This window comes from Arthrobacter sp. PTI12, from assembly GCF_056679915.1.
This window is the reverse complement of sequence record NZ_CM155256.1, coordinates 536,928-555,852: the sequence shown is the minus strand read 5'-3', so window position 1 is coordinate 555,852 and position 18,925 is coordinate 536,928. Positions and strand designations below refer to the sequence as shown.

The 18,925-nt window shown below is 64.3% G+C and carries 17 protein-coding genes; 5 read left to right on the top strand and 12 right to left on the bottom strand.

What is annotated here, in order from left to right; all coding sequences use genetic code 11:
- Positions 1 to 10: 10 nt before the first annotated feature.
- The 4 genes from pstB to pstS all read right to left on the bottom strand — a co-directional run bounded on the left by pstB (position 11) and on the right by pstS (position 4,120).
- Positions 11 to 790, bottom strand: coding sequence for a phosphate ABC transporter ATP-binding protein PstB (gene pstB / locus AC1MBU_RS02745; RefSeq protein WP_056545807.1), 780 nt, complete (start codon positions 788 to 790; stop codon positions 11 to 13).
- Between the two features lie 29 nt (positions 791 to 819).
- Positions 820 to 1,923 carry a phosphate ABC transporter permease PstA gene (pstA, locus tag AC1MBU_RS02740; RefSeq protein WP_277358793.1) on the bottom strand — a complete coding sequence of 368 codons (1,104 nt, stop codon included), beginning with the start codon at positions 1,921 to 1,923 and terminating at the stop codon, positions 820 to 822.
- Positions 1,923 to 2,855 (bottom strand): phosphate ABC transporter permease subunit PstC, encoded by a 933-nt coding sequence (gene pstC / locus AC1MBU_RS02735; protein ID WP_277358794.1) that lies wholly within the window; start codon positions 2,853 to 2,855, stop codon positions 1,923 to 1,925. The genes pstA and pstC overlap by 1 nt, the downstream gene beginning before the upstream one ends.
- A gap of 149 nt (positions 2,856 to 3,004) precedes the next feature.
- Complete coding sequence (gene pstS / locus AC1MBU_RS02730) at positions 3,005 to 4,120, bottom strand: phosphate ABC transporter substrate-binding protein PstS (protein WP_277358795.1); 1,116 nt, start codon at positions 4,118 to 4,120, stop codon at positions 3,005 to 3,007.
- Positions 4,121 to 4,366: 246 nt separating this feature from the next.
- Here pstS and AC1MBU_RS02725 point away from each other — a divergent pair, with 246 nt between their 5' ends.
- The 4 genes from AC1MBU_RS02725 (at position 4,367) to disA (ending at position 8,942) form a co-directional block, all read left to right on the top strand.
- Complete coding sequence (locus AC1MBU_RS02725; protein ID WP_346027829.1) at positions 4,367 to 5,128, top strand: hypothetical protein; 762 nt, start codon at positions 4,367 to 4,369, stop codon at positions 5,126 to 5,128.
- Between the two features lie 10 nt (positions 5,129 to 5,138).
- On the top strand, positions 5,139 to 6,266 hold the full coding sequence (locus AC1MBU_RS02720) for an FUSC family protein (RefSeq protein WP_277358797.1): 1,128 nt from the start codon (positions 5,139 to 5,141) through the stop codon (positions 6,264 to 6,266).
- 55 nt (positions 6,267 to 6,321) lie between these two features.
- Positions 6,322 to 7,698 carry a DNA repair protein RadA gene (gene radA, locus AC1MBU_RS02715; RefSeq protein ID WP_277358798.1) on the top strand — a complete coding sequence of 459 codons (1,377 nt, stop codon included), beginning with the start codon at positions 6,322 to 6,324 and terminating at the stop codon, positions 7,696 to 7,698.
- A gap of 167 nt (positions 7,699 to 7,865) precedes the next feature.
- Positions 7,866 to 8,942: a DNA integrity scanning diadenylate cyclase DisA gene (gene disA / locus AC1MBU_RS02710; RefSeq protein WP_479788398.1), complete on the top strand. Its 1,077-nt coding sequence runs from the start codon at positions 7,866 to 7,868 to the stop codon at positions 8,940 to 8,942.
- Between the two features lie 24 nt (positions 8,943 to 8,966).
- Here disA and AC1MBU_RS02705 read toward each other — a convergent pair whose 3' ends face one another.
- Positions 8,967 to 9,647 carry a hypothetical protein gene (locus tag AC1MBU_RS02705; protein WP_479788396.1) on the bottom strand — a complete coding sequence of 227 codons (681 nt, stop codon included), beginning with the start codon at positions 9,645 to 9,647 and terminating at the stop codon, positions 8,967 to 8,969.
- A gap of 120 nt (positions 9,648 to 9,767) precedes the next feature.
- Between AC1MBU_RS02705 and AC1MBU_RS02700 the strand changes: the two genes are divergently transcribed.
- Positions 9,768 to 10,691 carry an HhH-GPD family protein gene (locus AC1MBU_RS02700; RefSeq protein WP_479788395.1) on the top strand — a complete coding sequence of 308 codons (924 nt, stop codon included), beginning with the start codon at positions 9,768 to 9,770 and terminating at the stop codon, positions 10,689 to 10,691.
- Between the two features lie 98 nt (positions 10,692 to 10,789).
- Here the strand turns inward: AC1MBU_RS02700 and dhaM are convergent, their stop codons facing one another.
- The 7 genes from dhaM to AC1MBU_RS02665 form a co-directional block, all read right to left on the bottom strand.
- Complete coding sequence (gene dhaM, locus AC1MBU_RS02695) at positions 10,790 to 11,518, bottom strand: dihydroxyacetone kinase phosphoryl donor subunit DhaM (RefSeq protein ID WP_277359649.1); 729 nt, start codon at positions 11,516 to 11,518, stop codon at positions 10,790 to 10,792.
- Positions 11,515 to 12,153, bottom strand: coding sequence for a dihydroxyacetone kinase subunit DhaL (gene dhaL, locus AC1MBU_RS02690; protein WP_277359650.1), 639 nt, complete (start codon positions 12,151 to 12,153; stop codon positions 11,515 to 11,517). The genes dhaM and dhaL overlap by 4 nt, the downstream gene beginning before the upstream one ends.
- Positions 12,154 to 13,155, bottom strand: a complete 1,002-nt coding sequence (dhaK, locus tag AC1MBU_RS02685; RefSeq protein WP_479788392.1) for a dihydroxyacetone kinase subunit DhaK — start codon at positions 13,153 to 13,155, stop codon at positions 12,154 to 12,156.
- A 177-nt stretch (positions 13,156 to 13,332) separates the two neighbouring features.
- Positions 13,333 to 13,506 carry a CsbD family protein gene (locus AC1MBU_RS02680; RefSeq protein ID WP_056545784.1) on the bottom strand — a complete coding sequence of 58 codons (174 nt, stop codon included), beginning with the start codon at positions 13,504 to 13,506 and terminating at the stop codon, positions 13,333 to 13,335.
- 111 nt (positions 13,507 to 13,617) lie between these two features.
- Complete coding sequence (locus AC1MBU_RS02675) at positions 13,618 to 14,127, bottom strand: amino-acid N-acetyltransferase (protein ID WP_277359652.1); 510 nt, start codon at positions 14,125 to 14,127, stop codon at positions 13,618 to 13,620.
- A gap of 29 nt (positions 14,128 to 14,156) precedes the next feature.
- The gene (locus tag AC1MBU_RS02670) at positions 14,157 to 16,244 is read right to left on the bottom strand and encodes a S9 family peptidase (RefSeq protein ID WP_479788389.1); all 2,088 of its coding nucleotides are present in this window, start codon (positions 16,242 to 16,244) and stop codon (positions 14,157 to 14,159) included.
- A 120-nt stretch (positions 16,245 to 16,364) separates the two neighbouring features.
- Positions 16,365 to 18,872: an ATP-dependent Clp protease ATP-binding subunit gene (locus tag AC1MBU_RS02665; protein WP_277359654.1), complete on the bottom strand. Its 2,508-nt coding sequence runs from the start codon at positions 18,870 to 18,872 to the stop codon at positions 16,365 to 16,367.
- Positions 18,873 to 18,925 lie beyond the last annotated feature (53 nt).

Here is an 18,925-nt window from a genome sequence, read left to right as displayed (position 1 = left end):
AGGCAGGTCCTTATCCGAAGCGGCCGGAGACGTAGTCCTCGGTTGCCTTCTCCGAGGGCATGTTGAAGATGTTGGTGGTCTCGCCGTATTCGATCAGCTTTCCCGGCTTGCCGGTGCCCGCGATGTTGAAGAACGCCGTTTTGTCCGAAACGCGGGCTGCCTGCTGCATGTTGTGGGTAACGATGACCACGGTGTACTCGCTCTTGAGCTCGTTGATAAGGTCCTCGATAGCGAGGGTTGAGATGGGGTCCAGCGCCGAGCAGGGCTCGTCCATGAGGATGACCTCGGGAGAAACCGCGATGGCCCGCGCAATGCACAGGCGCTGCTGCTGGCCGCCGGACAGGCCGGATCCGGGACGGCCGAGGCGGTCCTTCACCTCGTTCCAGAGGTTGGCGCCGCGCAGCGACTTCTCCACCAGTGCGTCCGCGTCTGACTTCGAGATCCGCTTGTTGTTCAGCTTGACGCCGGCCAGCACGTTGTCGCGGATGGACATCGTGGGGAACGGGTTGGGCCGCTGGAAGACCATTCCGATCTGGCTGCGGACCGTCACGGGGTCCACCGCGGAGTCATACAGGTTGTCACCGTCCAGCAGCACTTCCCCCTCAACCCGCGCACCGGGAATGACCTCGTGCATGCGGTTCAGGGTGCGCAGGAAGGTGGACTTCCCGCAGCCCGACGGGCCGATGAAGGCCGTGACGGAACGTGCGTCGATGCTGATGTTCACGTCTTCCACAGCGAGGAACTTGCTGTAGTAGACGTTGAGGTCCTTGACGTCGATTCGCTTGGACAATGGAGATCCTTCTGGGTTGTGCCGGCGGGTCAGCGGCTGGTCTTGGGAGCGAAGAGGCGGGCGATGAGGCGCGCCGCGAGGTTCAGGAGCATGACCATGATGATCAGCACCAGCGCGGCCGCCCAGGCACGCTGCGTGCTGGGGTCTGTGGCCGTCGGTGAGGTGGGCGTGAGGATCTGGTAGTAGATAAAAGTGGGCAGGGTGCTCATCCAGTCACCGAAGACGTTCCAGTTGATGGAGCTGGCAAAGCCTGCCGTGACCAGAATCGGAGCGGTTTCGCCAATCACCCGGGCGATGGCCAGGGTGACACCGGAGGCGATACCTGAGATCGCCGTCGGAATAACCACACGCGTGATGGTGCGCCACTTGCGAACGCCCAGCGCGTAGGCCGCTTCACGGAGTTCATTCGGGACAATTTTGAGCATTTCCTCCGTGGAGCGCACAACAACCGGGATCATCAGCACAGACAGCGCGACGGCGGCAACAAAGCCGGTGCGCGTGCCCGGCCCGAATAGCTGGCCGAACAGTGCAGCGGCGAAGAGACCGGCCACGATGGACGGGATACCCGTCATTACGTCAACGAAGAACGTGATGGCTCGGGCAAGCTTTCCGCCCGTGGAGTATTCCACGAGGTAGACGGCGGAGAGGAGCCCGATCGGCACGGAGATGAGCGTTGCCCACAGGGTGATCTGCAGGGTGCCGACAATGGCGTGGTACGCACCTCCCAGTACCGGTGTTCCCTCTGCGACAACCTGGTTGTCAATGGCTCCGGTGACGCCGTTCATGGACGTGAACAGGAAGTTGTAGGTCAGCCCCGGGAGGCCGCGCTCCAGAACGGTCCAGATAACCGAGAGCAGCGGAAGGAGTGCGACGAGGAATGACCCGTAGATCAGGAACATGGCGAACCGGTTGCGGGCCTTGCGTGAGCCTTCGACGACGCCCGTGACAGCTGTCCCCGCACCGATGAAGATGAGCGCACTGAAGAGGGCGAAGGGAACCAGGCTGAAACCGACCAGCGCGGCCAGTGCTGCGCCAACGACGATCGACGCTGCCAGGACCACCCATAGCGTGTAGGAGGGCATCCTGCCCTTGGTCAGCTGGGAGCGGCGCGGAGTCAATGTGGCGTTGGCCATTAGTTAGCCCCTGAAAATTCTTTGTGACGGCTGATGATCCACCGCGCCACGATGTTGACGGCAAGCGTAATGACGAAGAGGACCAGGCCGGCGGCGATGAGTTCGGCCAACCGGAGCCCGTAGGCTTCGGGGAAGTTCAGTGCGATCTCGGCCGCGATGGTCTGGTTGCCGGACTGAATGAGGCTGGCTGTCAAGGCACCGCCGGAGAGCACCAGCGCCACGGCCATGGTCTCACCCAACGCGCGGCCGAGGCCGAGCATCGCCGCGCTGATGATGCCCGGGCGGGCAAAGGGCAGGACCGCCATGGTGATCATCTCCCAGCGGGTGGCTCCCATGGCGAGCGCCGCTTCCTCGTGAAGCTTCGGCGTCTGGAGGAAGATTTCCCGGCTGAGCGAGGTGATGATCGGAAGGACCATGACAGCGAGCACAATACCGGCGGTCAGCATGGTGCGTCCCGTCTGGCTGGCGGGGCCTTCGAAAATCGGAATCCAACCGAGGTTGCGCGCCAGCCAGTCATAGGCGATGGCCAATTGCGGAGCGAGGACGGCGTATCCCCATGCGCCGTAGACCACCGAAGGTATGGCCGCGAGCAGGTCGATCACATAGCCGAGCCCCTGCGCGAACCGGCGGGGCGCGTAGTGCGAGATGAACAGCGCAACGCCGATGCCGAGCGGTGTGGCAATCAGCAGCGCGATGGCCGCGGCAATCACGGTTCCGATGACGATCGGGAAGATGTAGGTGAAAAAGCCGTCCCCGCCGGTAATTTCCGATGGCTCGGCGCCGAAAACCGGCAGAGCCTCAATGATCAGGAAGACTGCGACGCTAAAGAGCGCTGCCAGGATCAGGCAGCCTGCGGCCAGGCTCGCGCCGGAGAAAATCTTGTCTCCGGATTGACCTGCACCGCCTGCTCGTTTCAGTGCATTCGTGGACACGGGGGGACCTTTCGGCGCTGCGCGGGGACGTCTGGAACAGTGCTCACGCAACTGTCCCGCTCTTACAAGGTACCTGCAACCCTGCCGGGACGCAGACAGCCAACAGCCCCGCCAGGGCCTTCTGGGCCTGGCAGGGCGTCATTGACCTGTTAGGAGGCAACCTGAATGGAATCAATCGCTTCCATTGCCTGCTCGCGCAGGGCCTCGGAGATGGGCGCGTTGCCCGCAGAGGATTCAGCTGTGGCCTGGCCCTCTTCGCTCACTGCGTAGCTCGCGAAAGCCTTGACCAGGTCCACCGTCTCCTGATCCTGGTACGCGCTGCAGTAGATGTGGTACGAGACAAGCACGATCGGGTAGGCACCGGACTCGGTGGTGTCGCGCTTCAGTTCCAGCGACATGTCAACCTCGCTGCGTCCTTCGACCGGTTCTGCAACTTCGACTGCGCGGGAGGCTGCTTCGGCGCTGAGCGGCACGTATTCCTCGCCAACCTTGACGAGGGCCTGTCCCAGGTCTCCGACGGCGGAGGCATCGGTGTAGGTGATGGCGCCTTCCGTGGAGGAGGTGGTGGAGACGACACCGTTGGTGCCCTGGGCGTTCTCAGCGACGATTTCGGCAGGCCAGTCGCCGGAAACCTCGTAAGTCCATACGTCCGGTGCCGCGGCAGCCAGGTACTCGACGAAGTTCTCGGTGGTACCTGAATCATCTGCGCGGTGAACAACGGTGATCGGCAGGTCCGGCAGTTCAACGCCCTCGTTCTGTGAAGCGATCACCTCGTCATTCCAGTTGGTGATCTCACCGGCGAAGATTGACGCGATCGTGTTCGCGTCAAGGTTCAGTTCCTGGATTCCGGGGAGATTGAACGCCACGGCGATGGGAGAGACGTAGGCGGGGATGTTAATGGCGCCATCGGGGCCGCAGATTTCCTTGGACGCCTCGTATTCCTCGTCATCCAGGTACGCATCCGAGCCGGCGAACTGCACGCCTTCGGCAAGGAATGCCTCGCGGCCTGCACCGGAGCCGTCCGGGGAGTACTGAATGGTTGCTTCGGGGTTCAGCTCCTCGAAGCCGGTCTTCCAGGCGGTCATCGCCGCGTTCTGGGAGGATGCACCCGCACCGGTCAGGGTTCCGGAAACCGTGCTTTCGGGAGCCGCGCTTGCATCACCCTCAGTACCGGGGTTGACGGCGGCGTCGGAACCGCACGCCGTGAGGGCCAGGGCGGCCACAGAAATAACTGCCGCTGCGCGGCCAAAGCGAAGAGCCTTCACGTGAATATTGCCCCTTCCAGGGTTTGAACAGTCGGTGCTCAGATGACACCCGCGTTGTCTGTACGAGATTCGGTACTCACCACACGCTAGGCACCGCAGGTAACGAGATTGACGGGTCAAAATGAACGGAAGATGAACGCCGGTGGGACATTAGCCGTGATCCGGTTGCAAACCCTTGTGCTTTGGACGGAATGAGTTATTGAGCTGTCACCTTCGTCCTAGTGCCCAGCCGTTAGCGTTAGAGGTATGACCACGGACAGCAGCGTTGACGGCGGATACGCGAAGCACGAGGATGCCACGGCTGTGCGTCCGGGTCACCCGTTGCGGTGGCGCCGCCTGCTCATAGGGCTCGGCCTGGTGCACGCCCTGGTTGTCGGATTCAGCCTGATCTCTCCGCTGCTGACAGGTCAGGCAAGAGGTGAAACTCTCTTCAGCGTGTACTTCGACGTCAACTATGAGGGCAACTTTCCTACCTGGTGGTCCGTGGTGCAGCTGGCCGCAGCAACAACAACCCTCCTGTTCGCCGCCGTCCTCGCCAGACATCAGAGAATCAAGGGGGCCACCGCCTGGTGGATTCTGGCCGGCATGGTGTTCCTCCTGTGCCTCGACGAGGGAACCTGGCTGCATGAACGCCTCGACACCCTTGCCGGGCAGTTTGTGGACGTCGCGGACTTCACGTTCGTCTGGCTGGTGTTCGGCATACCCATCGCCGTTGTCGTGCTCGTACTGGCGACCGTCAGCGCCCGGCACCTGCCGGAAGCATCAACCCGGCTGATCGTGCTGGGAATAGTGACCCTGTTGTTTGCAGCCGTCGGGCTCGAGTTAGTGGCGGGGGAAGTCATTCGCCTCGGTGCTCCGACCGCAGTGCTGGCGGTGGTCTACCACCTCGAGGAATTCCTGGAACTGGTGGCGGGGGCGCTCTTGCTTGCAGCGCCGCTCGCGGCCGTCCGGACGCGGACTATGGGCAGGTCCACCACCTTTACCCTGATGGACCGCTCCCGGCGGTAGGGTCAGGCGTATGACCCGGCGCTCGCGACTGGACCGCGCACGTTCCTTTCTGCGCAACCGATCCCGCGTAGGCCTGCGCCGCAGCCGCTCATCCTTGCTTCCGGCCATCCAGATCACCGTCGGCGCTGTTGGGGCGTATGCGTTTGCAGAGCAGGTACTCGGCCACGATGGGCCCCTTTTTGCTGCCACCTCTTCGCTCATCGCACTAGGGTTTTCGCGGGATCCGCGGCTGCGTCGGGTGCTGGAAGTCGGTTTCGGATGCACACTCGGTATCGCTGTGGGCGATGTGCTCCTGGCGTTGCTGGGCACAGGACTCTGGCAGGCCGCCGTCGTTCTTTTTGTGTCCGTCCTGCTGGCGCGTTTCCTGGACAGCGGGACCATTTTCACCACCCAACTGGCACTGCAGTCCCTCCTGGTTGTGCTCCTGCCGGCCCCGGAAGGAGGACCGTTCACGCGAAGTGTGGACGCCGTCGTCGGCGGTGCTTTCGCACTGCTGATCACCATGGCGATGCCGCGTGATCCGCGCCGCGAGCCCAAAGGCGATGTCCGCAAGCTGCTCGGGGAGCTCTCCGCGGTGCTGCGTGAGAACGCCCGTGCGCTGTCCGCCAGCGATCCCACGCAGGCGTGGCACGCGCTGATCCGGGCACGGAACTGCCAGCCGCTGATGGACGGGCTCTCGACTTCCATGCGCGCGGCGACGGAGGTTGCGCGCCTTTCACCGGCGTACCGGCGGCACCGGGGCGAGCTGGGCGAGCTGCACGGCTCGATCAGCTATATCGATCTCGCGATCCGAAATAGCCGGGTGTTCTCCCGGCGGCTGACCTCGGTGATCAATCACGCGGCGCTCTCGGACGAAGCCGTGCAGTCGCTGGCGCAGGTGATCGAGGAAACTGCCGATGCCGTGGATGTCCTCGCGCTTGCCCTGCACTCCTCCTCCACAGCGGAGCGCGATCAACACCTACGCAGGGCGCGGGAGGATCTTGCCGCGGTGGCCACCGTCCTGCACCCCGCCCGCCTCAATGTGAAGCGGCTCGAGGGTGAGGGGCTGGTGGTTCTGTACCGGCCGCTCATCGTCGACCTCCTCGAAGCCACCGGCCTCTCCCACGAGGACGCCGCCGGGTACCTGCCCAAACTGTGAGTAGCAACAGCTGAGCCTCGACAGGACTGTCAGTTGCACCCGGTACGTTTGAACCATGGCTACAAAGACCGCGCGATCGCGCACGCAATCCCCCGCCTACCGCTGCGGTGAGTGCGGCTGGACCACCGCCAAGTGGGTGGGCCGGTGCGGCGAGTGCCAGGCGTGGGGCACGGTCGAGGAGGCAGCCGCGGCAGGCGTAGCGCGTACTACGGCGGCCACTACCGTTGCGCGCCCCGCCCTCCGGATCGCTGAGGTGGATTCCACCACGGCGTCCTACCACCCAACCGAGATCGGCGAACTCGACAGGGTGCTCGGCGGGGGATTGGTTCCGGGTGCGGTCATCCTCGTCGCCGGTGAGCCCGGGGTCGGCAAGTCCACGCTCCTGCTGGACGTCGCGGCGAGGGTCGCCCGGCTGGGACGCACGGTTCTCTACGTCACCGGTGAGGAATCAACCGCACAGGTGAAACTGCGGGCAGAACGGATCGGCGCGTTGGCGGACACGCTGTACCTTACGGCGGAATCGGACCTCAGTCAGGCATTGGGCCAGGTTGAGAAGGTGGATCCCGCTTTGCTCATCGTGGATTCGGTACAGACGCTCAGCAGTCCGGACGTGGACGGCAGTGCGGGAGGTGTCACCCAGGTGCGGGAGGTGGCGGCGTCGCTCATCAACGCTGCCAAGACCCGCGGTATGACCACGTTGCTGGTCGGCCACGTCACCAAGGACGGCTCTATCGCAGGCCCGCGGCTGCTTGAGCACCTTGTGGATGTGGTGTGCCAATTTGAGGGTGAACGGCACTCACGCCTCCGCCTGATGCGCGCGGTCAAAAACCGTTATGGCCCCACCGATGAGGTGGGTTGCTTCGACCTGACGGATACCGGGATCGTGGGACTCGCGGATCCAAGCGGGCTGTTTGTCTCCCGTACCAAGGAGCCGGTGGCGGGAACCTGCATCACCGTCACGCTCGAGGGCCGGCGTCCACTGCTGGCCGAGGTTCAGGCGCTGCTCGCCGAATCGGCAACTTCGCAGCCGCGGCGCGCCACGAGCGGTCTCGACGGCTCCCGGGTCTCCATGCTCCTTGCCGTCCTGCAGCGCCGGGCTTCGCTGCAGCTGCACAAGGATGACAGCTATGTGGCCACAGTCGGCGGCGTAAAGCTGAGCGAACCGGCAACGGATCTCTCGGTTGCCCTTGCCATTGCTTCCGCCAAGACCAACCAGGCGCTTCCCTCCCGCATGATCGCCTTCGGAGAGGTGGGGTTAGCCGGCGAGGTGCGTCCGGTGCCGGGAATTTCGCGTCGCATCCAGGAGGCCGAGCGCCTCGGGTTCACCCACGCCGTCGTACCGGAATCGCCCAACGGCCCCGGGCGTATCCCAGCCGGCTTCACCGTCAAGCAGGTCAGCACGCTCACGGAAGCCCTCGAATTGCTCTTCTAAGGCTTCCCGATGCGGTCCCAGTGCCCGCTGAACGCTGGAACGTTACGCATTTGAGGGAACGTTACGCATTTGAGTGGAAACTGGGCCGTCAGCCGATGCCGTGCTCCCATAGGATTAGGAACTGTCGGTCCGTGCATTCGCCTGCCCGGCTTCGAAGAGGGAGTGAGATGGTACGCAGTCCGGAGGACGCGCTGAAAGCAACCCTGGCGCGGGTGGCGCCGGGTACGCAGTTGCGCGACGGCCTTGAGCGGATCCTTCGCGGCCGCACCGGTGCCCTGATCGTCCTGGGGTTCGACCGCACAGTGGACTCGATCTGCTCTGGCGGCTTCGACATCGGAATCGACTTCTCCCCCACCCGGCTGCGCGAGCTCGCAAAAATGGACGGCGCTATTGTCTGTGACCGGGACGCCAGCAAGATCCTCCGCGCCGGCGTGCAACTGGTGCCGGATCACCGGATCGAAACGCAGGAGTCAGGAACACGCCACCGGACTGCCGAGCGCGTAGCCATCCAGACCGGCGTTCCCGTCATTTCCGTCAGCCAATCCATGCAGATCATCGCGCTCTACGTTGACGGCCTCCGCCATGTGTTGGAAGGGTCCGAGCCCGTGCTCGCCCGCGCCAACCAGGCGCTCGCCACCCTCGAACGGTACCGCGCACGCCTGGACCAGGTCACCGGATCACTCTCGGCACTCGAAATTGAGGCCATGGTGACTGTTCGCGACGTCGCCGTTACCCTGCAGCGCCAGGAAATGGTGCGCCGCATTTCCGAGGAAATCTCGCAGTACGTCCTCGAACTCGGCATCGACGGACGCCTCCTCTCCCTACAGGTGGAAGAGCTGACCACGGGCCTCGGCCCGGGCAGCGAGATGGTGCTTCGCGATTACTCCGGGCTCGGCGCAAGCACCATGCCGGTCGAAGACCAGTTGGCGCGCCTCCAGAGTTTCAGCTCCACAGACCTCATCGATCTGGGCACCATCGCAAGCGTGCTCGGCTTCAACCCGTCCACAGACTCCCTCGATGCGGTGGTGCAGCCCAAGGGGTACCGGCTGCTTTCGGGAATCAAGGCCGTGCCTCCCACGGTCGCCAACCGGCTCGTGGACCACTTTGATGGACTGCAGAACCTCATGGCCGCCAACATCGATGACCTCATGGCGGTGGACGGGATTGGCGAACAGCGGGCACGGACTGTCCGGGAAGGCCTCTCACGGATCGCGGAGACCAGCCTCCTCGACCGCTTCATGTAGTCCGTGTAAACCTGAAGTTCATCTCTACTCAAGCGTGAAAAGAACTTCGTCGCTGGTGCGTTCACCCAGGCGGGTCTGGAACGCGTACTGTCCGGCGCCGGGCACCACATCAACTGTTGCGCACTCGGGAGCGCTCCGGAGTCGTTCCCAGGTGAAGCGCGCAGTTTCCGACTTTCCCGGCTCAATGATCACTTCCAGGTCCTCAGCGCCCTCCTGGCAGTCCCGGGACGAGAAGATCCGGTCTTCGCCGCTGGTGATCATGAACTCCATCTGCGATGTCCCTACATTCACCGGGCAGGGAACCTCACCCGTATTGCTGACGGTGAGGGAGAGGACGGGATTCTGGTCCGGCGCATAGGTTTCGGCGTCCACGCTGCCGATGACCTCGATTGACGCCGGATTGCACACCGGCTCAGTTGGTGTTGGTGTTGGTGATGGGCTCGACTCCGTCGGGGAGGGGGACGAGGAGGGGGTTGCGGACGCAGTCGGGTTCGCGGCGGCGCTGGTAGGAGCCGCGGCGGCCGGCGCCGGACCCGGCTCCGAGCGGAAAAGCCCGGCAAGTGCAATCCCTGCCCAGATAAGACCTCCGACAAGCAGGAGGGCGAGCAGTGCCACCACCTGACGACGCCGTTTGTAGACCTGGGGGCTGGGTGTCCGCCGGGGACCGTTCACCCGGCTGCTGCCTGTACCTCCTGCCGAGCTCATGATTCAAGGCTAAGAGACGTGACGCCGACGCGCATGCTCACCACGCCGCGCGGCGGCCAGTTCCGCCGATGCTTTGGGTAGGGTGGATCCTGCCGATTTGTCGAACATCTGGAGTTCACCGTGGACGCCGCAGTGCTGCATGCTCGCCTGAGTGACTGGTTCGACGACGCCGCCCGGGACCTCCCCTGGCGGCTTCCCTCCCGAACCCCCTGGGGCGTTCTGGTGAGCGAGTTCATGCTTCAGCAGACTCCCGTCTCGCGTGTCCTGCCCGTATGGGAGGACTGGATGTCCCGCTGGCCTGCACCAGCTGACCTCGCTGCAGCCCCCGCGGGTGAGGCCCTCCGCCACTGGGGGCGCCTGGGTTACCCACGGCGGGCGCTGCGCCTCCACGCGGCGGCGACTGCCGTCGTCGTTCATCATGGGGGCAACGTACCCAATTCATATGCTGAGCTCCTTGCACTGCCGGGCGTGGGAACCTACACAGCTGCCGCCGTCGCGGCGTTCGCCTTCGGTCGTCGCGAGACGGTCGTCGACACGAACATCCGCCGCGTCCACGCGCGGCTTGTGGGCGGTGCCGCCCTGCCGGCGCCGGCGCTGACGGCCGCTGAGATGAAGCGGGCTGCCACACTCCTGCCCGACGACGGTCCCGCCTCGGTCCGCTGGAACGCGGCTGTGATGGAGCTCGGTGCGCTGGTCTGCACTGCGCGGACGCCCTCCTGCGAGCAGTGTCCGGTCCTCGATCGGTGCGCCTGGGTGGCGGCCGGGAAACCCGCGCCGACGTACGTACCCAAGGGCCAGTCCTGGGCAGGAACGGACCGGCAGGTACGTGGCGCGATCATGCATGTGCTGCGGCATACGGACAGCCCCGTGCCGCTGCCACTGATCCGCGAGCGCCCCGTGGACCTGGCGCACGGCACCCCCGCGGCATTTGAGAAGCTGTATGGATTGCATGCCCCGCTTGAGCAGCTCGAGCGAGCGCTCAACGGCCTCCTCGCGGATGGCCTGGCAGAGGAGACACCACGGGGATTGCAGCTCCCAGCCTGACCTCTCCTCGGAACTTCCTGGGCCCTCCTGGGGAACTTTTGCGCACCTCTGGCGACTTCGGCCCGCCCGGAAGTCACCGTAAGTGCCCAAAAGTTCCGCTAGAGCTCGCCGAACCCTGCCTTGACCTCACCGCCGATGTACTCGATGGCCTTCTGCGCCTCTGGGCCCGTGGCCTCAGCGCGGAGTTCCTTGCCCTCGCCCAGAGCGAGCGACATGAGCAGCATCACCGACTTGCCGTCCACGCCGTTGATGGTCACTTCGGCGTCCAGGTCCGTGAGCGCCCTTGCTATGACGGCCGCGGGCCGAGCGTGCAGGCCCATCTTGTTCGGCAGGGTCCAGGCGCCCGTCACCGCCGGCTCAGCAGCTGCTTCCAGCGGAGCTGAGGGACCGGGAGCCGCCGCCCCATGGGAGACGAACGGCTCAAGTGACTCAGGGTCGATGGAAACGACAGCACGCTCGGCAGCGGAAGCGACCTCGTCCACCGTGCCGCCGGACTCCGCCTGCACGGCCGCTGCCACCGCTCCTTCGACCAGGGCGGCTTGAGGCAGGCGGATCCTCGACCGGGTATCAGGGGGGAGGAATTCAAGGGTCATTTCTGCAGTCATGACTGCAGAACCGAGGTCGGTAAGGACCACGACGCCGTCGCCCTGCTCGGCTTCCTCAAGCGCCGACTGAACCTTCTCAAGACTGGTGCCGATGCGCGACGGGGAATCACTCGTACCGCCGGCGGCGGCTATCCGGACGTTGGGGGCCATCTGCGCGGCCAGCTCAATGACCCCCTCGGCGATTTTGCTGCTGTGCGAGACGATCACCAGGCCGACCGTCACTGTTGACGCCCTGCGGTGTCAGCTGCCGCCTGAAGAATCAGGGCCGAGGACTGCGCACCGGGGTCACGATGCCCGGCACTGCGCTCACCCAGGTAACTGGCCCTGCCTTTTCTGGCGATCAGCGGCTCTGTGGCGAGGGCACCGGCCTGGGCGGCATTGGCTGCAGCCTCAAGCACCTCCACGGCCGACGCCCCGGCCGACTGCGCCGTGCCGGCAGCCTCGACGGCGGGAGTCCACGCATCGATCATGGTCTTGTCCCCCGGCTCGGCCTTGCCGCGCGCCACCACGCCGTCGCGTGCTGCAGTTAGGAAGCCAACGACGGCGGCGGGATCGATCTCAGCTGCGTCACCCAGAGCTGTGGCCGCGCGGAGGAACGCGGTACCGTACAGCGGACCGGCCGCACCGCCAACGGTGGACATCAAAGTCATGGCAGTCAGCTTGAAGACCGCGCCGGGTGTTTCCTGCCCACCGGCGTCGAGCTTTGCCACCACCGCCGCGAACCCGCGCTGCATGTTCTCGCCGTGGTCCGCGTCCCCGATCGCCCGGTCCAACTCGATCAGCGCAGTACGGTGCTCAGTGAGGACCTGTGAGCACTCCCGGATCCAGGCTTCGGCCCATTGCGCAGTCAGCGCCATCTACACTCCCCATCGCAGGGCCGGCGTCCATACCGGCGTGTCCCAGAGTTCCACCATTTCATCGTCCAGCTTCAGCACCGAAATCGACGCTCCCTGCATCTCCAGCGCCGTGATGTAGTTGCCAACCAGGGAGCGCTCAACCGAGATGCCGCGCTCGGCAAGCAACTGACGCGCGCGCCGGTACACAATGTAAAGCTCACTGGCCGGCGTGCCGCCCATGCCGTTGACGAAGAGCAGCACGCGGTCACCGTCCGTCGCTTTGAGGTCGGCGAGGATCGGCTCCAGGAGGCGGTCGGTTATTCCGTCCGCATTTTCCATGGCGATCTTGTGCCGGCCAGGTTCACCGTGAATCCCGATGCCGATCTCGATTTCTTCCTCGGTCAGATCGAAGCTGGGCACGCCGGCGTGCGGCACCGTGCAGGCAGAGAGCGCAACGCCCATGGAACGCACGTTGTCATTGACGCGCTGGGCAATCCCGGTGACGCCGTCGAGGGAATCACCGCGCTCGGCTGCTGCTCCGGCGATTCGTTCCACGAGCACCGTCCCGCCGACGCCGCGGCGGCCTGCGGTGTACAGCGAATCTTCCACAGCGACGTCGTCATTGATCAGGACCGACCGGACCTCCACGCCCTCGGCCTGCGCCATTTCGGCTGCGGTCTCGAAGTTGAGGACGTCGCCGGTGTAGTTTTTGACGATGTGGAGCACTCCTGCGCCGCCGTTCACGGCAAGTGTGGCGGGAATGATCTGATCGGGAGTAGGCGAGGTAAACACCGCGCCAGGGACCGCAGCATCAAGCATCCCGCGGCCCACGAACCCTGCGTGCAAAGGTTCATGACCGCTTCCGCCGCCCGAAACCAACCCCACCTTGCCCTGGACCGGAGCGTCTCTGCGGGTGATGAACAAGGGGTCCGGATGCACCTCAACCAGATCAGCGTGGGCAGCCCCGAACCCCTCAACGGATTCAGTTACCACTGCCTGCGGGTCATTGATCAGCTTCTTCATGCGAGTCTCCTTGGACGGTGATCGACTGCTGCAAAACCGGTTCGCCCTTGAACAGTACTCTGCGGCAGGGACGGTTGCCCAGACCCTTCATGCTGAAGCACCCGGATATGACTGTGGGAAGGACCCGGACGGTCCTTCCCACAGCTGGCGGCCTGATGCCGCCTACGTTTTTACCGGCTATTTCTTGAACGCGTCCTTGATGTTCTCGCCGGCATTCTTGAGGTCGGCCTTGCTCTGGTCCTTCTGGCCCTCGGCTTCCATGTCCTTGTTGCCAGTGGCCTTGCCCAGGCCTTCCTGAACCTTGCCGCCCAATTTCTCGGCGTTGTTCTGTGTCTTGTCGTCTGCACCCATGGCGTTCCGCCTTTCGTCGACGTTCCGTCCCCCTGTCAGGAGACTCACCTGGCGTTCACATACCAAGCATCCTTAGCTTATCGGCGCAGAACGCCGCTGGCTAGCTCACCGTCAGAGCGTACGGATCATCCTGGTATTGCCGAGGGTATTGGGCTTCACGCGTGCCAGGTCCAGAAATTCCGCTACGCCTTCGTCATGCGAACGCAGGAGTTCCGAATACACAACGGGATCCACTGCCGACTGGTCCGCCATCACACGGAACCCGTGGCGGCGGAAGAAGGCCTCTTCGAAGGTGAGGCAGAAAACCCGCTGCACACCGATAGCGCGCGCTTCCTCAAGCAGCGCGTTGACGACGGCGGTGCCCACGCCCCTGCCCCGCGCCGCTGCGGCGGTGGCTAGCGTACGGATCTCCGCGAGATCCTCCCACATGACGTGGAGGGCTCCGCACCCCAGCACACCGCCGTCGTCATCTTCGGCGATTTTGAACTCCTGAAGGCCCTCATAGTAGGCGACCGTTTCCTTGGCAATCAGGATGCGCTCTTCCGCGAGCGGGGCCACCAGCTGCTTGATGATGGGCACGTCAGCGGTGGTTGCCCGGCGAATATGAAAGGACTGGCTCATTCAACCCAGTGTAGGGACCCGGACGTACCTCAGATTCCCAACTCCGGGGGAAGGTCCACCTTCTCGCCCAGCAGGTGACGGGCCAGGAAGTGCTCGACGACGGAGTACCAGATCTTCGCGTGCTGCGGCTTGAGGATCCAGTGGTTCTCATCCGGGAAGTACAGGAAGCGGTGCTCAGTCTCCCCGTCCGGCCCGGCAGGCAGCTGGGACTTGGACAGGAGCTCGTACCAGAGCCGCAAACCTTCGCCGATCGGAACGCGGTAATCCTTGTCACCGTGGATCACCAGCATCGGCGTGCTGATCTTCCCGACATGCGTGTGCGGGGAGTTCTCGAGCGCCATCTCGGCCGTCATCTCCTTCTCCCAGTAGAAAGAGGCATCGGTGGTGGGCCCGAATTGGTCCAGGGCCCACAGGCTGGCGTGCGTGACGATCGCATTGAACCGGTCCGTATGCCCGGCCACCCAGTTGGCCATGTACCCGCCGAACGAACCGCCCATCGCCGCCGTGCGGCTCTCATCGATGTCCGCACGCGCCACCACGGCATCCGTTGCGGCCATGAGGTCCGTGTAGGGCGCGTCTCCCCATGCGCCCCAGCCGCGTTCGATCATCTTCTGTCCGTAACCCGTGGAGAGGGCGGGGTCCGGCAGGAGGACGGCGTATCCCTGGGCGGCCAGCAGCCACGGCGACCAGCGCCAGGTCCACGCGTTCCAGGATCCGAGCGGGCCGCCGTGGATCCAGAGCAGCAACGGCGCGGGCGCAGATGCGCCGGCTCCTTCCGGCAGGACCAGATAGGACTTCACGGCGTGCCCGTCCGCGCCGACAGCCTCCACCCGCTCCAGCGTTCCCGGCAGCGGAGGGCGCTCACTCGGCGCCGGCAGCGGCGCAACAGTGCCCGTGGCAAGCTCAATGCGCACAGCCTCCGGCGGGAACTCGTAGGAACTGCGCAGCGCGTAGGCGGCCAAACCGTCAGGCGAAATAACGACGTCGGTGTAGGCAGCAGCATCCATCGTCACCTGCCGCACCTCGCCGCTGGCGACGTCAATAACGAAAACCGGCGCCGCGCCGTCGTCGTCCGCTGTGACCACCAGTGCGCTTCCATCCGGAAGCCAGGCGGCAGGAGCAGGCCAACGGTCCCATCCGGAGGCAAGGGGCGTCAGGGAACCTCCAGCGGCAGGAAGCAGCCCGAGCTCCACGTTCGGCGGTGTATCGGGGCCGGTGCGGTGCCGGACTACCACGACGGCGGTTGAGCTGTCCGGACTGATGGGGCCCGCGTCATAGTCATAATCAGGGTGTTCGAGGAGAACAGAGCGCTCTCCGGTGGCAGTGTCGACGCGCACCAGCACCGACCGCTGGTCCCCGCCTCCCACGGGTACGGTCTGCGCTGTGAGCAGGAACGTACCGTCCGGACTGAGGCGCGGGCTCGCGTTCCGGAGTGCGGAGCCAATTCCGCCGGTCACATTGCGGAGCGTGACGGAGGGCTCGTCGTCGAGCGTGATCTTGCCGGCTTCACCAGGCTTACCGGGCTCAATCAGGAAGTAGCGTGGCTCGGAGGGGCCCAGATCGGCATCCCAGTGACGAACCGGGTAGCCCGTGTGCAGAATTGCGGCAACACCGGCGTCCTTGCGGGCCTTGCGGCGTTCTCCGTCGTCCGATTCATCAGTTGATCCGGCCAGCACCTCAGCAACGACGACGGCGGCGTCTGCCTCCGCTGCAGCGAGGACCGATTGCACTCCTCCCGGGCGGGTGTGCACTACCCGGGCTTCGCCGCCGGCGGCCGGAAGCTTCCAGAGCGCTGGAATCGGTTCCTCCTCCGCGTTGTCCGGGTCCGGGCGGGCGGACGTGAAAAGGAGGTCGCCGCTCCTAAGGAAGGCGGCGCCCGATTCTCCCTTCGCGCTGCGGGTGATGCGCCGGGCCGGTTGGCGGCCGGATGGGTCCAGCTCCCACAGGGCGGAGGTGTAGGCAGTGCCCTTGGAGTTGAGGGTGGCCACGGAGGTAACCAGCCGGGTGCCGTCGGCGCTTAACGAAAGCCCACTCAAACGCGGTAGGGCGACGAAACGATCCAGGTCATGGAAGGCAGTGGTGTTCGCTGGGGTAGGCGAATCTGGTACGAGTGTCATGGAACATCTTTATCATCCGATGTGCTCCAGCTCACAACCCAGGGTAGTTCCGAATGCGCTTAAAAGAACCTGCCCGTATCGGCGGACCGATACGGGCAGGTGTGCTTGAGAGTCCCCGGTTTACTCGGGAACGACCGCCTCGATTGCCGCCGGCGAATCCTCGATCTCCTTGGGAGCACCATGCCCGACGAAGGTGAATTTTGCTTCGTCACCCTCGCCCTCGACGTCCACCGAGACGAGCTCTCCGGACTTGATCTCTCCGAAGAGAATCTTTTCGGAAAGCTGGTCTTCGATCTCACGCTGCATGGTCCTGCGCAGCGGGCGTGCACCCATTGCCGGATCATAACCGCGGGTCGCGAGCAGCACCTTGGCCGCAGGTGTGAGTTCGATGCTCATACCCTTATCTGCCATCCGCTTGCTCAGGCGGTCGAGGAACAGATCCACGATCTGGACAATCTCGTCCTGGGTCAGCTGCGGGAACACCACGGTGTCATCCACACGGTTGAGGAACTCGGGGCGGAAGTGCTGCTTCAGCTCCTCCGTTACCTTCGCCTTGATGCGGGTGTAACCCGTGTTGGTGTCAGTGCCGGACTGGAAGCCCGTCATGACGCCCTTGGAGATGTCCCGGGTGCCGAGGTTGGTGGTCATGATGATGACGGTGTTCTTGAAGTCCACCACACGGCCCTGGCTGTCAGTCAGGCGGCCATCCTCGAGGATCTGCAGCAGCGAGTTGAAGAGATCGGCGTGAGCCTTCTCCACCTCGTCGAACAGGACAACGGAGAACGGACGGCGACGGACCTTTTCGGTAAGTTGACCGCCCTCTTCATAGCCCACGTATCCGGGGGGCGCACCGAAGAGCCGGGAGACAGTGTGCTTCTCCGAGTACTCCGACATGTCCAGTGTGATCAGCGCATCTTCATCTCCGAAGAGGAACTCAGCAAGCGCCTTGGCGAGCTCGGTCTTTCCAACGCCGGTGGGACCGGCGAAGATGAACGAACCGCCCGGACGTTTCGGATCCTTCAGGCCTGCACGGGTCCGGCGGATGGCCTGGGAGATTGCCTTGATGGCGTCATCCTGGCCGATGACCCGCTTGTGCAGTTCATCTTCCATCTTGAGCAGCCGCGAGGACTCTTCCTCGGTGAGCTTGAAGACGGGGATACCGGTGGAGTTCGCCAGAACCTCGGCGATCAGCTCCTCGTCAACCTCGGCGATGTCATCGAGACCGCCTGACTTCCAGCGGCGCTCCTTGTCCATGCGCTCGTCATGAAGCTTCTGCTCACGATCTCGCAGGCGGGCTGCACCCTCGAAGTCCTGGGCGTCGATAGCGGATTCCTTCTCCCGCTTCACGGACGCGATGCGCTCATCGATTTCTTTGAGCTCCGGCGGAGCGGTCATGCGGCGGATTCGCAGCCGCGCTCCGGCTTCATCGATGAGGTCAATGGCCTTGTCCGGCAGGAACCGATCGGAGATGTACCGCTCGGCAAGGTTGGCAGCCGATGCCAGTGCGGCATCAGTGATGGAGACACGGTGGTGTGCCTCATAGCGGTCCCGGAGCCCCTTCAGGATTTCAATGGCATGTGCCACCGAAGGCTCCTGAACCTGGATTGGCTGGAAGCGGCGCTCAAGGGCCGCGTCCTTTTCGATGTGCTTGCGATATTCATCCAGCGTGGTGGCGCCGATGGTCTGAAGCTCTCCACGCGCCAGCATGGGCTTCAGGATGGACGCGGCGTCGATAGCGCCCTCTGCCGCGCCGGCACCAACGAGCGTGTGGATCTCATCGATGAACAGGATGATGTCGCCGCGTGTGCGGATCTCCTTCAGGACCTTCTTGAGGCGTTCCTCGAAGTCACCGCGGTAGCGGGATCCGGCAACCAGTGAGCCGAGGTCCAGGGTGTACAACTGCTTGTCCCGGATGGTCTCGGGTACATCTCCGCGGACAATCGCCTGAGCGAGGCCCTCGACGACGGCCGTCTTGCCGACGCCGGGCTCGCCGATGAGCACGGGGTTGTTCTTGGTGCGGCGGGAGAGGACCTGCATGACGCGTTCCATCTCGAGCTCGCGGCCGATGACCGGATCGAGCTTGCCCTCCCGGGCCGCCTGGGTGAGATTGCGTCCGAACTGGTCCAGTACGACGGACCCGGCAGGGGTGCCCTCCTGCTGCTGGCCACCTGATGCCACAGGTTCTTTGCCCTGGTACCCGGAAAGCAGTTGAATGACCTGCTGACGGACGCGGTTGAGGTCAGCGCCGAGCTTGACCAGAACCTGCGCGGCAACGCCCTCACCCTCACGAATGAGACCGAGCAGAATGTGCTCAGTGCCGATGTAATTGTGGCCGAGCTGCAGTGCCTCGCGGAGAGACAGCTCCAGCACCTTCTTGGCACGCGGCGTGAAGGGGATGTGACCGGAAGGAGCCTGCTGGCCCTGCCCGATGATCTCCTGCACCTGCTCGCGCACAGCGCCGAGGGAAATGCTGAGCGACTCAAGCGCCTTTGCGGCGACACCCTCACCCTCATGAATTAGCCCAAGCAGAATGTGCTCGGTGCCGATGTAATTGTGGTTGAGCATGCGGGCCTCTTCCTGGGCCAGCACTACAACTCGACGGGCACGATCCGTAAATCTCTCAAACATGAGACACACTCCTAGCTAACGCGTAGTTCGATGCTACGTGCCCACGGATGGCT